A 12,713-nucleotide genomic window follows, 5' to 3' on the forward strand; every position below is an offset into this window, starting at 1 on the left:
TCAGCCGTTTACCTTGTCCTTGAGGGCCTTGGCCGGCTGGAAACTGACTTTCTTGGAAGCTGCGATGGTCATGCTTTCCCCCGTACGCGGATTCTTGCCTTCGCGCGCAGCGCTCTGCTTGATCTTGAACTTGCCGAAGCCAGCCAGCGACACTTCATCGCCGCGGACGGCCGCATCGGCAATGGCGGCCAATGCGGCGTCGATGATCTTCTTGACGTCAGCCTTCGTCACGCCCTGCGCCGCCGCGACAGCCTCGATCAATTCGGTTCCGGTCATTGTTACCCTTTCATCAAGAAATTTCGGGACTTCCAGGTGCCAGACGATGCTCTGAAGGTCGAGGCCGAATCGGCAGGCATCCGCGCCAGAGCATCCTGGAAGTGAGCGCTATACCAATATCCAGGTATGGCCGCTTTTCGGCTGATCTGGTCCGCTTCGCTCTCCAACAAGGGAGGTGGACATGTTCGAACATTCGAACAAAAGCATGATTTACGGCGCAGAGGGCGCGGCGATGCGCGCGATGTTCAGGGCCCGCAAGGAAGTGTTCATCGATTTGCTGGGCTGGGACCTGCCCGTCCTTGCCGGGGAATATGAGCTTGACCAGTTTGACGGGCCCGGCGCCGAATATGTGATACTCACCGACCGGGACGGTGCGCACCGCGCCTCGGCGCGGCTACTTCCAACCGACACGGATCATCTTCTCTCCGCTTGCTTCCCCATGCTTTGCGCGGCGCCGCCGCCCTCGGGGCCGGCGGTCCGAGAGATCACGCGCTTCTGCCTGAGCCGGCACCACCGAGGGGCGGCGCGGCGCCTTGCACGCAATCAGCTCGTGACCGCCCTGGCGGAATATGGGCTCGCGCATGACCTCACTGGCTTTACCGGTGTGGCTGAGCCAGCCTGGTCCGAGCAGATCATGACTTTCGGGTGGCGCTGCAAGCCCCTGGGACCAGTGGCCTCCGTAGCAGGCCAGGCCTTGGTCGCGATCCATATCGAGATCGATGACGACACCATTGCCGGACTGAAGCGTGCGGGCGTGTACGAACCGTCGCGCCTCCCGGAGCAGCCAGCAGCTGTTGCGGAGGAGCGCGCGTGATGGCCCAATCACCGTCTGTGACGGTCGATGCCGCCGCTTGGACAGAGAAACTGCTGGAGCAGGGCTATTGCATCATCCCTGACCTTCTGCCGCTCGAGAAAATAGCAGCGCTGGAAGCGGATCTGTCGCCGGTCTTTTCAGCAGCGCCCTTCTGCAAAGGAGGATTCTACGGAGAGCGGACCAAGAGATTTGGTTCGCTGCTGAGGCGCTCACCCCATGCCGCCGACCTCGTCACCCACCCTGTCCTTCTCGACATGGCAAATGCCGTTTTGGGCGAGGCATGTGACCGCATCCAACTGAACGTTGCACAGGCGATCGAAATTCATCCAGGCGCGCTGACCCAGGTTCCGCATCGCGATCACGACATGTGGCAAGGCGAGAAAGGGAGGCATGAATATCTGGTCAATGTCATCTGGCCGCTTTCGCCCTTCACGAGGGAAAATGGTGCCACGGAATTCTACCCGCACAGCCATGGCGCCCACGGCATGACGCAAAGTCACCCCACCCCGCCGGTCATAGCCGAATGCCTTCCCGGATCAGCCATCTGTTTCCTGGGGTCCACCCTTCACGGTGCCGGGGCCAATATGAGCTCGTCTGCGCGACGAGCGGTCATATTTGGTTATTCGCTCGGATGGCTCAAACCCTATGAAAATCTCTGGCTTGCTTATCCGCCTGAGATCGCCCGGACGTTCAGCATCGAGCTGGCGGCTTTGGCGGGCTATTTCCAACACCGACCCAATCTTGGGAATTACGAGGGACACTGCCCTTCAATACTATTGGACGATGCCCCCTCCGCTCTTCACGGCCCCATTGACGCCCTGCTGCCAGACCAGGAGACGATGGTTGAAGATGTTCTGGCAAGACAGCGCAGTGGAGAGGTTCGGCCGTGGCTGGATATCCCTTGAGGCTGAACCCCGATGAGCCCCGCCCCTGTCCTTGAGCGAGTCTATCGGGCGATGAAGGCGAGATTGCGCGCAGGACACTATCCCATGGGATTCCGCTTGGAGGCTTCACGCATCGCCGATGAACTTCATGCTAGCATGACGCCGGTGAGAGACGTCCTCAATCGTCTTGCCGGAGAGCGGCTCGTCCGAGTGTCCCCGGGTGACGGCTTCTCTGTACCGACGCTTGATGAGGCCACCATTCGTGAACTTCTGGAATGGAACGGCCATATCCTTCTTCATGTGCTACGGTTGAATTTGCCGAACCCAGATGAGCCTGCCTCCCGAAGCGACCCGATGAATATAGCGGAGCGGACAGCAGATCTTTTCCTTCGGATGGCCAACCGGCACGAAAATCGTGAGTTTGTTGCTGCCATCGCCTCAAACAATGATCGCCTAGCTCCCCTCCGCGCAACGGAAGACGGGATCTTCGGCGATGTCGCACATGAGGTCACCATGCTCGCAGAGGCGTTCCACCTGAATGACATCAAGCGCTTGGCCTCACTCGTTCGAAGCTATCATCGGCGGCGCAAGCGAATGGCCAGCCGCTATATCCAGATGCTCAAGCGATAAGTTTACTCGCCGCTAAGTGTAGAGAGGCACGATCACGGAAGAACGCGAACGGGACGCAGTTCGAGCTGGCATAGCGTTGCTGGGCCAAGTAGGATATTCGTCGACTAGCTCTGCCAGAGCGCGACCTGGTCGGGCCGGTCGATATCCAGACCCAGGCCCGGCCTGTCGATGGTGAGAAAAGGCAGGCCAAGCCGAACGGCTTCGTCCCGGTGCGCGGCAAAGCTGCCATCACCGTAGCGGAAGCGGAATTGCGCCGCTGCGGGTAACGGCAGAGATAGCGCATTGGTGCCCACGCCCGCTCGGTCCGGCCCACCAGCGATCGCGTCTGCAGGTATATCGATCAGCGCCGCCACATCATCAGGCTCGATCGCCGGCAGATCGGCCGACAGGAGGAGCAATCGTCCGATCCCCTCCCCCATGGCAACGTCCCGCGCGCTCGACATCGCTGCATTGAGCCCTCGTCCTGGATCGGCAAGTAGTCCTACGTCCGTGTCCAGCCCGTGGCGCGACGGCCCCAGCAGCAGCACCTGTTCCCGCCCGGCCACCGCTTGCGCGGCAGCAACCGTTTGACGCAGCATCGCCGCCACCAGCACCTGCCTCTCGGCGTCGCCCAAGGCCTGGGAGAGCCGCGTCTTGCACGCCTCAGGCGCCTTGATCGGGATGACGACCCAGCAGCGCACGGCTCAACCGGCGATCCGGTCCGCCAGCGCCAGTGCGGCGCGCGCGACCCTCTCCCGATCCTCCATCGTCTTCATCAAGGTGTCGGTGACGTCATGGGCAATGGAAAGGTCCGCCGCATCGTCCCGCTCATCGACCAGCAGCCCGTCGATCACCCCCGCATAATGGGCGGCAATGCTTTGGTTGGTGATGGCCAGCCCCAGTTCGGCCATCAGCTTCGCGGTCGGCCCCTTTACCGCTTGCCCGCCAACAATGGGGGAGACGGCCACGACTGGCGCCTTCGCGGCCGCCAGCGCCTCTCTGATTCCAGGCACGGCGAGAACCGGATCGACGCTCAGCCAGGGATTGGACGGCGCGATCAAGATGACGCGGGTCGCCGGATCGTTGATTGCCTTGATCACGCCCGGCGCCGGGAGCGCGCGCTCCGCACCTTCAAAACGGATCGCCTGCACGGCCGGTTCGCAGCGGCGTTGGACGAAATAGCGCTGGAAGGGCAAGTCACCTTCATCGGTCGTCAAGTGAGTGGCGACCGGGTCATCGCTCATCGGCAGGATGGTCAGGCCGAGCCCCCAGGCCGCTGCGAAGCGCGCGGTAACGGCGCTCAATGTTTCCCCATTCGCCAGCAGGTGCGAGCGCAGCACATGGAGCGCCAGATCGCCATCGCCCAGTAGGAACCAATCCTCGCCGCCGAGCGACTTCAGCACATCCATGAAGCTCCAGCTTTCGCCTTCACGGCCCCATCCCTGCGCGGCGTTGGACTTGCCGGAGAGCGTGTAGAGATGCGTGTCGATGTCCGGCGAAACCGCGAGCCCCAGATGGCGGAAATCGTCGCCCGTATTGACGATGGCCGTGATATTCTGGGGTGGGCACACCCGCATGAGCCCCAGCACCAACTTGGCTCCGCCTACGCCTCCGGTCAGGACGACGATGCGACTCATCGGAACAGGTCCTCTTCCAGCGGACGCACCAGCGCAATGGCGGGCGCGTCGCCATCAGGCAGCGGCAAGCCGCGGATCAGCACTGCAGGTATGCCTTCTGCTCCCTCGCCAGTGGCTAGCGCCGCCGCCGTGGCAATCTGGTCGGCCAGCGCGATCTGGGTCACCTCCAGCCGGCGACCGTCCCGGTCCTCGTCACCCCGGCGATCTACCAGCGCAGGCAAGCCTGCTGCGCCGATCGCCACGCCAACCACACCATATCGCCAAGGGCGTCCGAAGCTGTCGGATATGACGACCGCTGGCGCGATCCCATTATCCCCTGCAAGCGCCTTGCTCAGCCCTGCCGCTGACCCATCAGGATCGACCGGCAGCAGCAGCGCGCGCTCCGATCCCCCCGGCCCGATATTTGACCGGTCAATGCCGCTGTTCGCCATCACATGCCCCAGCCGATGGCGAGTGATCAGCACATGGGGCACGGCGCGGACGACCGCGCTGCTCTCCTGCAGCACCAACTCCACCAGCCGCGCATCCTTGCGCGTCGTGTTTGCCAGCTCCAGCGCGCCCGGGCTGGGCTGCACCGCGTCCAGATCGATCATGCGGCCTTCGGCCTTGGACAGGATCTTCTGGGTGACGACCAGCACGTCACCCTGGTGCACGGGCCAAAGCCCCGCAGCCTCCAGCGCCTGCCGCAGCAGCTTCGCCAGATCGTCACCGGCCGATATCTCCGGCATGCCAGCCAGCGGATGAATCGCAATCATAGCGCGCTGTAACGCGCGCGGGCTCTGGTGGGTAGCCGCTCGATGACCCGAATGGCGTTGCATGCAGCCCACATCTCATATCTCCAGTCCCGCAACCACCGCGCGGCGAACCGTGAACGGCAGCGTCGTTCTTATGGAATGAACATGCTCAGCTCGGCTCCCGAATTTCCCAAACCATTTCACCAGACCGCATCGAGAACCAGATTTCTATTTCGCTTGTAATGGGAAACCGGTTTCCAATTCTGCACGCGATGCTTTTAGCTTTCGCAGATTGCGAGGAGCGTCGTCTTGAGCAGCGTTTTGGTATGGCTGGTGATCGGCGAAGCGGCGTCAGCGCCCGCCGCCAATTCTTCCGCGAGCGCTAGGTCCTTTTCGCCGATTCCGGCCTGGCTCGCGAAGAAGGCGCGCCGCGCCGCGTCGCCGGGATTATTCCGGAAGTCGATGAAGCCGGCCATCGGCGGGGTGAGATTGCCGTTGCGCTTCATCACGGTCAGCAGCTTGTCCATCGGCACGCCCGACGCTTCTGCCACATTGGCGACCTCGATGCCAAGCATGATGCCGCACCAGGAGACGAGGTTGTTGCAGATTTTGAGCGCCATCGCGGATCCAAGCGGGCCGATATGCATCGTGTTCGTCGAAAAGGCGTTGAGCACCGTCTGAACGCGTACCGCGACGGATTCGTCGCCACCGGTCATGCAGAAAACAAAGGGGCCATCCTTGGTCATCTCGGTGCGTGTAACCGGAGCATCGATGACGTCCACACCCTGGGCCGCCGCGCGTTCGGCAATGTGCTTGGCGGTCTTCGGCTTGATCGTACTGTGGATGAGCAGAATCGCGCCTCGCTTCATCGCTGGCAGCAGTGCGTTGACACATTCGAGCACCTGCACATCGTCCCGGACACAGATACCGACAGCGTCAGCATCTTGGCCGACTTCCGCCAGGGAGCTTGCCAGCTTCGCGCGGCCTTCGAACTTCGCCAACGCCTCGGGAAACAGGTCATAAACGGTCAGATCGAGCGGCAGCTTGGCCAATTCCCGCGCCTGATCGCCGCCCATGCTACCGAGACCGACGAAACCAATTTTTTTTATGCTCTCTGCCATGAAATATCCCTCAGACCTTCTCCAACTTCGCCTATGAGGTAACCACGCAGATCGCGGCTCGTAAATCCCAATCGAGGGCAGCATAACTGCCCAAAGCATTGCAGAACCGCCATGGCAGGTCTCGGCAAGGGTTCGGCATGTTAGATCGACGTTAGGCCGGGTCCCGCAATTCGAGTTCTCGATTTTCCGATCGCTGGTGATGCAGCCCGCGTCCGGCAAGGGGGATTTCACTTCATTTTGGGCGGCATCCCCCAGGATCAGAACCCCACCCTAACTTTTAGGTCCGAAACGATAGGTCGCGCCCATGCCCCACGTAAAAGGATCGCCGATATAGTCGATCGCCGTACCCAATGCCGGCAACTGATCGGCGAAGGCGCGGGTTACATATTTCTTTCCGCCGATATTACGGGCGAATATCGACAGCTCCAGATCGGGATCTTCGATCTGCAGGGCGATGCGTCCATTCAAAAGGCCATATCCCGAAACGGTATTGATCCGATTGGCTACGACGATCGCATCCCGATAGCTTTGCGCACGCCGCGGATCGGCGGTGAACAGACCGAAATTCTGTTTGCCGATATAGGCGTAGTTCGCATGGATCGACAGTTCACCGACCGACGTAGCGAACTTCTGCGTTGCCGAGATGCCGAACTGCCTCTTGGGCATCTGCGGCAGCGCCTCCGCGCTGCGATCAACCGAGCAACGGACCGAGCCCGCCGCCGTGCCGGCGACGCAATCGGACACGTTGGCGCCGGCGACAGGAACGAACTGTTGCTGTTCGATAAAGCTGCCCGCGACATATTTGCCGTCGAGCAGGGCGAGATTGCCCGAAAGCAGCATACCTTCCCAAGGAACGACGCTGACTTCCAATTCGCCGCCATAGACGCGCGCATCGCCAGCGTTGCGAAGGAATTGCGTGGTGGTACAGGCGAGCGCCCCCGGAGGGGTGATGCAGTCGGACGCATTGCGCTGGACGTCGAACTGCCAAGAGTAGAAGGCAGCCGCGTTGATACGGAGCCGGTTATCCAATGTGTTGAACTTCAGGCCGAGTTCGACGTCTCTCACCTTCTCCGGCTTGAATGGCGGCGTCGCCGCCGAACCATTGCGCATATTGAAGCCGCCGGCTTTGGATGCCGCGCTTGTCTTCACATAGGCAAAGAGGCTGTCGGTAACTTCCACGTCGATACCTGCAGTCCAGGCGGGGTAATTATATTTGACCGAGCGCGGCAGGCTGCAGGGCGGGACGAAGTCGGGGTTCGAGACCAGTTCGGCCGCGCAGGTGTTGGCGGCTAGGTTTGTCCTGTTCAACAGAACAACCTCGCGCTTATCCCACGTCCAGCGGACGCCGCCTGTAAGGCGGATCTTCTCGGTCAAACGGTAATAGGCCTGACTGAACAGACCGACCGAAACATTTTTCACTGTGCCGTAATTCAGACCGAAACCGAAATTAGGCGCGGGCGCCGCCGGCGCAAAGGATCCGAATGTCTGCGCCACGGACGATTCACGACCGCTTTCGGTCGAATAATAACCGCCCAGAATATAGCTGAGACGGTCTCCCAATTCCCCGGAGAACTGGAGTTCCTGCGAATATTGATCCGACTTATACGCGCTTTCGGCGGCCAGAATCACAGCAGGTGTGCCGTCGAGTTCGTTCAGACCGATCGCGTTGCTGTAGCGATAGGCCGTGATGGATTTCACATTGACGGACCCGATTTCGCCATCGATCGTCAGATTTCCGCCATAGGCTTCCAGCTTGTTATAGGCGTCTCTGCCGCCTGCGGTCAGAAAACCATAATTGGATCCGACCGGCGGGTTGGTGCTGAAAGGGATGCCATAGGCATCGTACCAGTTGGCTTTGGTGTGCAGATACGGCGCCAACGGCGTTGCCGCATTGATCGCGCTGGTCGCGGCGCTTGCGCCCGGATTGACCGCTGCAAGACCAACGAACTGGCCATGGTCCTTGATGATATTATAATCGCCGCTAAGCGTGGCGGACCAGTTGCTGTCGGCGGGCGCCCAGCGCAACTTGGCGCGGGCATAATGGCTGTTGCGGTCCTTGAGGTCGGTGTTCGAGGTGACATTCCGGGCATAGCCGTCACGGTCTACGAAATCATAGACGAAGCGCGCCGCCAGTTCCTCGCCCATCAACGGCACGTTCAGAACCGCGTTGACGTTTCGATAATCATAGTTGCCGCCCTGAAGGCGGAACTGCCCTTCAAAGTCGCCTGTCGGGTTGACGGTTACGATGTTGAGCGCGCCGCCGGTGGTGTTGCGGCCGAACAACGTGCCCTGCGGCCCGCGCAGAACCTCGACCCGCTGCAGGTCGATGAGATCGGCCGAACCCTGCGAGGGGCGCGGAATATAGACGCCATCGACATAGGTCGCGACGGAAGGATCGTTGGCGACGCCTGGGTTCAAGGCCGGCATGCCGCGGATCGAGATATAGACGAAGCCCGAGCCGCCGGGCGCGCCGGTCGCAATCGACAAGCTGGGCGCGGTGCGCTGCAGGCCTGCCACATCGCCGACCTGCGCCTGTTTGATCATTTCGGTCGAAAGCGCGGTAACGGCGACCGGAGTGGTCTGGAGATTTTCTTCCGTCCGCCGGGCGGTGACGACAATGTCCTCGATCCCCGCAGGCCCGGTCTGATCCGCCGCCATTGCCGGCGCACCAGTTGCGGAAAAAACGGACAAGCTCGCCAATGTGGTCGTCTGAAGCCATTTACCTGAAGCCATGTCATCCCCTCTCTGATTTTGAATTTGGTCAGGATGCTTTTCACCTCATGACCATGCGGGAAGGGGCTAGCATTCACGAACGCGCATGGAGAACCAGCTTGGGCACCATGTCATGCCGGCGATCAAACTAATGTCCTCTTCGCGATGATTTGGAAGTCGCTTGGACTGAACCACCTCGAACGCGATGACGGTTTCGCGATGGGATGTCCCGTTTGCATAATATGATTGCCGGTCGACGGGACGCAGATGAGCTTGCATAGTCAGGCTTATAAAAGCGACCCATCAGGACAAGCCAAATCACGCGACTGCGGGAGGAACAAGTCGATGGAAAACGGGCTACATGCGGTGCAGTCGTTGCAGGACATCCTCCCATGCCAGCCGCTCACCGCATCCTATTTCCAAGTCGAAAACAGTATCATCGCCAACGGTATTCGTGCTGACATCCGGCATTTTGCGTGGGAACAGAGCCGGGACGCCCGTTTCGAGCCGAATAGTCACTATCTCGACTATTCACTCGGGCCGCGCGCTCGCGGGGCCCGCTTGCTATTGGACGGCAGGCGCACTGCGCCACCATTTGGCGAGGTTTCCTACTTGCCCAAGGGAGTCGAATTCGAAGCGCGATGCAAACCCAGTGAATATCGCATATTTTGCTTAACCTTCGGAACTCTGACCGCGGAGCAACTCTTTCAGAATGAGGCGTTACCCGCGTCTTTGCCTCCCTGCTTCGATGTCAAGGCACCCTGGGTGCGGCAAGGCCTCGCCCGACTGGCCCAGGAAGTGTGCCAACCAGGCTTCGCGTCGCACATCATGGTGGAAACCATTGCGTTATCGCTGCTGATCGACCTGTGCCGGCACCTTCAGAACCCTTGCAAATCCGATGTCACGACCGATGCACAAATGGTAGGCTGGCGACTGCGCCGTCTAAAGGAGCGTATCGAGGCAGGGCTCGCGGGGCCACTGTCAATCGTAGATCTGGCTGAAGAATGCGGGGTAAGTTCACGACATCTGATGCGGACCTTCAAGAACACGGTCGGAAAGACTCTGGGCAGTTACATTGCCGATGCACGGATTGCCCAGGCGAAGCGAGAGTTGGTTCAGGACGACGTCCTCATCAAGGTCGTAGCGGGCAATTGTGGCTTTCAAAGTGTAGCGGCATTCAGCGCCGCCTTCCGCAAGGCGACCGGCTTCAGTCCCCGCGGCTATCGGCAGGAGATGCTGCGCGGCTAACGCAGGAGCGGTTACCCGATACCGTCAGATAACCGCTCCTGAACCAACTTGAACGGTCGGGCCTTATGCGCCCGCCCATCCAAACTCTCAGTCACTAAAAACACTCAGTCCCATTGCAGGTGAAGATCCGGCACATGCAGGATATTGCCCACGAAATATGGCACTTTGAAGCCATCTTTGATCCGGAATTCCGGCAAAGCCGTGACGAATTCCTCGACCGCGATTTGCAGTTCCAGCCGCGCCAAATGCATTCCCAGACATTTGTGTATGCCGCTGCCCAGCGACATATGCGGCGCCTTACGGTCAAAGCGAATAGCCTGGGGATCTTCGTAGAAGGCTGGATCGCGGCCGACCACGGGTGAACTGAAGGCCACATAATCCCCTGGCATAATCTTCTGCCCGTGAATTTCGATGACCTTGGTCGCAATGCGGAAGGCGGTGACCGGGGCGAAGGCGCGGAGGAATTCCTCGACCGCAAGGACGATCAGCGACGGATTAGCGCGCAGTTCATTCTGCTTGTCCGGATGAGACGCCAGATAGTTGAAGATATTGCCGAGCAGCGACGTAACCGTATCCAGCCCACCGATATAGAGGTTGAAACAGTGCCCCAGCACCTCGTCATCATTCCACAGCCGGCCATCCACCTCAAAGGTAAGGACCTTGCTGATATAGTCATCGCGCGGCTGCTGGCGGCGGGCCTCAATTTCCTCCAGCAGATAGTCTTTCACACAGCGCACGGCGTTGCCGCGAACTTCCCAGTCATTTGAATGGAGCATCTCCTTTTCCCATTTAAGGAATTGCGCCATTCTTTCCTGCGGCAGTCCAAGCAGATCAAGGACGATGAAGATAGGGAATTTCTCCGAAAATTCTTCGATGAAATCGCACTCCCCTCGGTCCTTAAAAGCATCGATCAAGGTCCGCGCACGCTCGCGCACCTGTTCCTTCATCGCGAACATCTTCTGCGGCGCGAAATGACTGTTCAGCGCCTTGCGGTAGCCGGTGTGGATGGGCGGATCGGCTTCGGTCGGAATGACCAGCCAGTTCTCCCCGATATTTTGCGCCCATTTGCCCATGCCGTTCTTGGTGAAGTTGTCAGCGTCGCGCAGCATCGCCTGCACGTCCTCGGCATTTTTCAGCAGCCAGCCGGGCTGGTCACCGGGGAAAATGTTAGTGACATAGGTGATCGGGGGCAGGTCCGCATGCATGGCCGGGATCAGCACCTCCTGCGGGTTGTCGTAGATTACCTGTCGTGAAAAGAGCGGCAGCGCCATCGCGAGTTCGGGTGGCACATGATCCGGAAGAGGCTGTTGCGCAGGTTTGGTCATCATATTCTCCGAAGCAAAAAGAGACAATTTCCACCCTTGCCAAAGACAGGTGCGGTCTTGGTCATCCGATCGAGACTGGCGGCCATGCGGATGATCCGCGAGGACAGGAGGCGATGCGCATGAATGAGGCAGAGGTGCCGGATCTGGAACAGGCGATCCGCGACAATTACCGGCTTTGGAACGAGGGAAAGCGTGACGAACTCGACCGCCTTTTTCGGGCCTTGGGTCCTAACGGCTTTACGATCGAATATGTCGGAGCGCCAGCCGTCGATGGTTGTACGGCCATGGCTGAGATGTGGGCCGAATATGGCGGAAAATGTACGACTGAGCCGCTGGAGGTAATTGTCAACGGCTCGGAGGGGGCGGCCTATGTAGCCAATCGCCTGCAAACCCGGGATGGCCTTGTGACGCTGCCGAGCCTCGAAACCTACAAGGTCGCCGAAGGTCGGCTGACGATCCGCTATTATCATCGAACCGCTCACTAACCCGCTTAGAACCGAAGTGCAGGCGTTGGTCATATTTCAGCCCTTCGCCTGCATGAAGGCGAGCAAATCGGCATAATGGGGCTGGTGGACAAGGCCGCCGCCAGAAATGGATATATTCTCACCCGTGATGTAGCGCGCCTCGTCTGAAGCAAGAAAAGCGACCAGCGCAGCGATATCATCGGGCGTGCCGAATTCCGGCGTCAAGATATGCCGCTGAATAATTTCCTTTAGGCCCGGAACAGTTTTTTCGAGAGCTTCAGTCAGCACCACACCTGGCGCGATGCTGTTGCAGCGGATATTTTGACGCCCATGCTGGGTCGCTACATATTTGGTGAGACCGATGATCGCGGCCTTGGACGAGCCATAGGCAATGCGTGCTAGATCCCCGGCGGTGCCCGAATTGGACGCGGTATTGATGATCGAGCCGCCGCCACTGGCGACCATATGGGGGATCGCATATTTGCATCCCAGCAAATAGCCGGTGAGATTGACATCGAGAATCTCGCGCCAGATCCCGATCGGAATGTCGACGGCGGTGGTGTCCTGAGGACTTTTGTCAGGATCTGTCATCGCCGCATTATTATGTAATATGTCAAGCCTGCCGAAATGATCAATGGCGCGATCAACCATCGCCTTTACTGACTGCGGATCGGCAGCATCGAACTGGACGGCCAGCGCCCTGTCCTCCAACGGAGCGGCCACTCGCACGGCCGTCTCCTCGAGCAGATCGGCGATCACGACGCGGGCCCCCTCCGCCACGAGGCGCCGCGCGACGGCGGCACCGATACCGCCGCCGCCTCCGGTGACAATCGCCACCCTGTCTACCAACCTCATCATCTTTCAAAGTTCCCCGGTGATGGGCTGGCGG

Annotated in this window: 13 protein-coding genes; 5 read left to right on the top strand and 8 right to left on the bottom strand. The window is 60.0% G+C overall.

The window, feature by feature from the left end; all coding sequences use genetic code 11:
• Complete coding sequence (locus tag ACWNC0_RS15070; protein WP_449472709.1) at positions 1-276, bottom strand: HU family DNA-binding protein; 276 nt, start codon at positions 274-276, stop codon at positions 1-3.
• 181 nt (positions 277-457) lie between these two features.
• Between ACWNC0_RS15070 and ACWNC0_RS15075 the strand changes: the two genes are divergently transcribed.
• The 3 genes from ACWNC0_RS15075 to ACWNC0_RS15085 are packed head-to-tail and all read left to right on the top strand — an operon-like array spanning position 458 to position 2,604.
• Positions 458-1,090, top strand: coding sequence for an acyl-homoserine-lactone synthase (locus tag ACWNC0_RS15075; RefSeq protein WP_083536050.1), 633 nt, complete (start codon positions 458-460; stop codon positions 1,088-1,090).
• Positions 1,090-1,995, top strand: coding sequence for a phytanoyl-CoA dioxygenase family protein (locus ACWNC0_RS15080; protein WP_449472711.1), 906 nt, complete (start codon positions 1,090-1,092; stop codon positions 1,993-1,995). The genes ACWNC0_RS15075 and ACWNC0_RS15080 overlap by 1 nt, the downstream gene beginning before the upstream one ends.
• Before the next feature lie 12 nt (positions 1,996-2,007).
• Positions 2,008-2,604, top strand: coding sequence for a GntR family transcriptional regulator (locus tag ACWNC0_RS15085; RefSeq protein ID WP_449472713.1), 597 nt, complete (start codon positions 2,008-2,010; stop codon positions 2,602-2,604).
• A gap of 104 nt (positions 2,605-2,708) precedes the next feature.
• Here ACWNC0_RS15085 and cofC read toward each other — a convergent pair whose 3' ends face one another.
• The 5 genes from cofC to ACWNC0_RS15110 form a co-directional block, all read right to left on the bottom strand.
• Positions 2,709-3,284 (bottom strand): 2-phospho-L-lactate guanylyltransferase, encoded by a 576-nt coding sequence (gene cofC, locus ACWNC0_RS15090; protein WP_449472715.1) that lies wholly within the window; start codon positions 3,282-3,284, stop codon positions 2,709-2,711.
• A 3-nt stretch (positions 3,285-3,287) separates the two neighbouring features.
• Positions 3,288-4,220 (bottom strand): 2-phospho-L-lactate transferase, encoded by a 933-nt coding sequence (cofD, locus tag ACWNC0_RS15095; protein WP_449472717.1) that lies wholly within the window; start codon positions 4,218-4,220, stop codon positions 3,288-3,290.
• Positions 4,217-4,975, bottom strand: a complete 759-nt coding sequence (gene cofE / locus ACWNC0_RS15100; RefSeq protein WP_449472718.1) for a coenzyme F420-0:L-glutamate ligase — start codon at positions 4,973-4,975, stop codon at positions 4,217-4,219. Before cofE ends, cofD begins: the two co-directional genes overlap by 4 nt.
• Before the next feature lie 257 nt (positions 4,976-5,232).
• Entirely contained in the window at positions 5,233-6,075 is an 843-nt protein-coding gene (locus tag ACWNC0_RS15105; RefSeq protein ID WP_449472720.1) for an NAD(P)-dependent oxidoreductase, read from the bottom strand.
• A gap of 270 nt (positions 6,076-6,345) precedes the next feature.
• Positions 6,346-8,808 (bottom strand): TonB-dependent receptor, encoded by a 2,463-nt coding sequence (locus ACWNC0_RS15110; RefSeq protein WP_449472721.1) that lies wholly within the window; start codon positions 8,806-8,808, stop codon positions 6,346-6,348.
• 324 nt (positions 8,809-9,132) lie between these two features.
• Here ACWNC0_RS15110 and ACWNC0_RS15115 point away from each other — a divergent pair, with 324 nt between their 5' ends.
• A complete protein-coding gene (locus ACWNC0_RS15115; protein WP_449472723.1) occupies positions 9,133-10,035 on the top strand; it encodes a helix-turn-helix transcriptional regulator in 903 nt (300 codons plus the stop codon).
• A gap of 104 nt (positions 10,036-10,139) precedes the next feature.
• On the opposite strand, the gene ACWNC0_RS15120 is transcribed toward ACWNC0_RS15115, so the two are convergent.
• Positions 10,140-11,363, bottom strand: a complete 1,224-nt coding sequence (locus ACWNC0_RS15120; RefSeq protein ID WP_449472725.1) for a cytochrome P450 — start codon at positions 11,361-11,363, stop codon at positions 10,140-10,142.
• A 116-nt stretch (positions 11,364-11,479) separates the two neighbouring features.
• On the opposite strand from ACWNC0_RS15120, the gene ACWNC0_RS15125 reads away from it, so the two are divergent.
• Positions 11,480-11,845, top strand: coding sequence for a hypothetical protein (locus tag ACWNC0_RS15125; RefSeq protein WP_449472726.1), 366 nt, complete (start codon positions 11,480-11,482; stop codon positions 11,843-11,845).
• A 36-nt stretch (positions 11,846-11,881) separates the two neighbouring features.
• Here the strand turns inward: ACWNC0_RS15125 and ACWNC0_RS15130 are convergent, their stop codons facing one another.
• Positions 11,882-12,682: an SDR family NAD(P)-dependent oxidoreductase gene (locus tag ACWNC0_RS15130; RefSeq protein ID WP_449472728.1), complete on the bottom strand. Its 801-nt coding sequence runs from the start codon at positions 12,680-12,682 to the stop codon at positions 11,882-11,884.
• Positions 12,683-12,713: the final 31 nt, after the last annotated feature.

It is taken from the genome of Sphingobium chungangianum, from assembly GCF_977014255.1.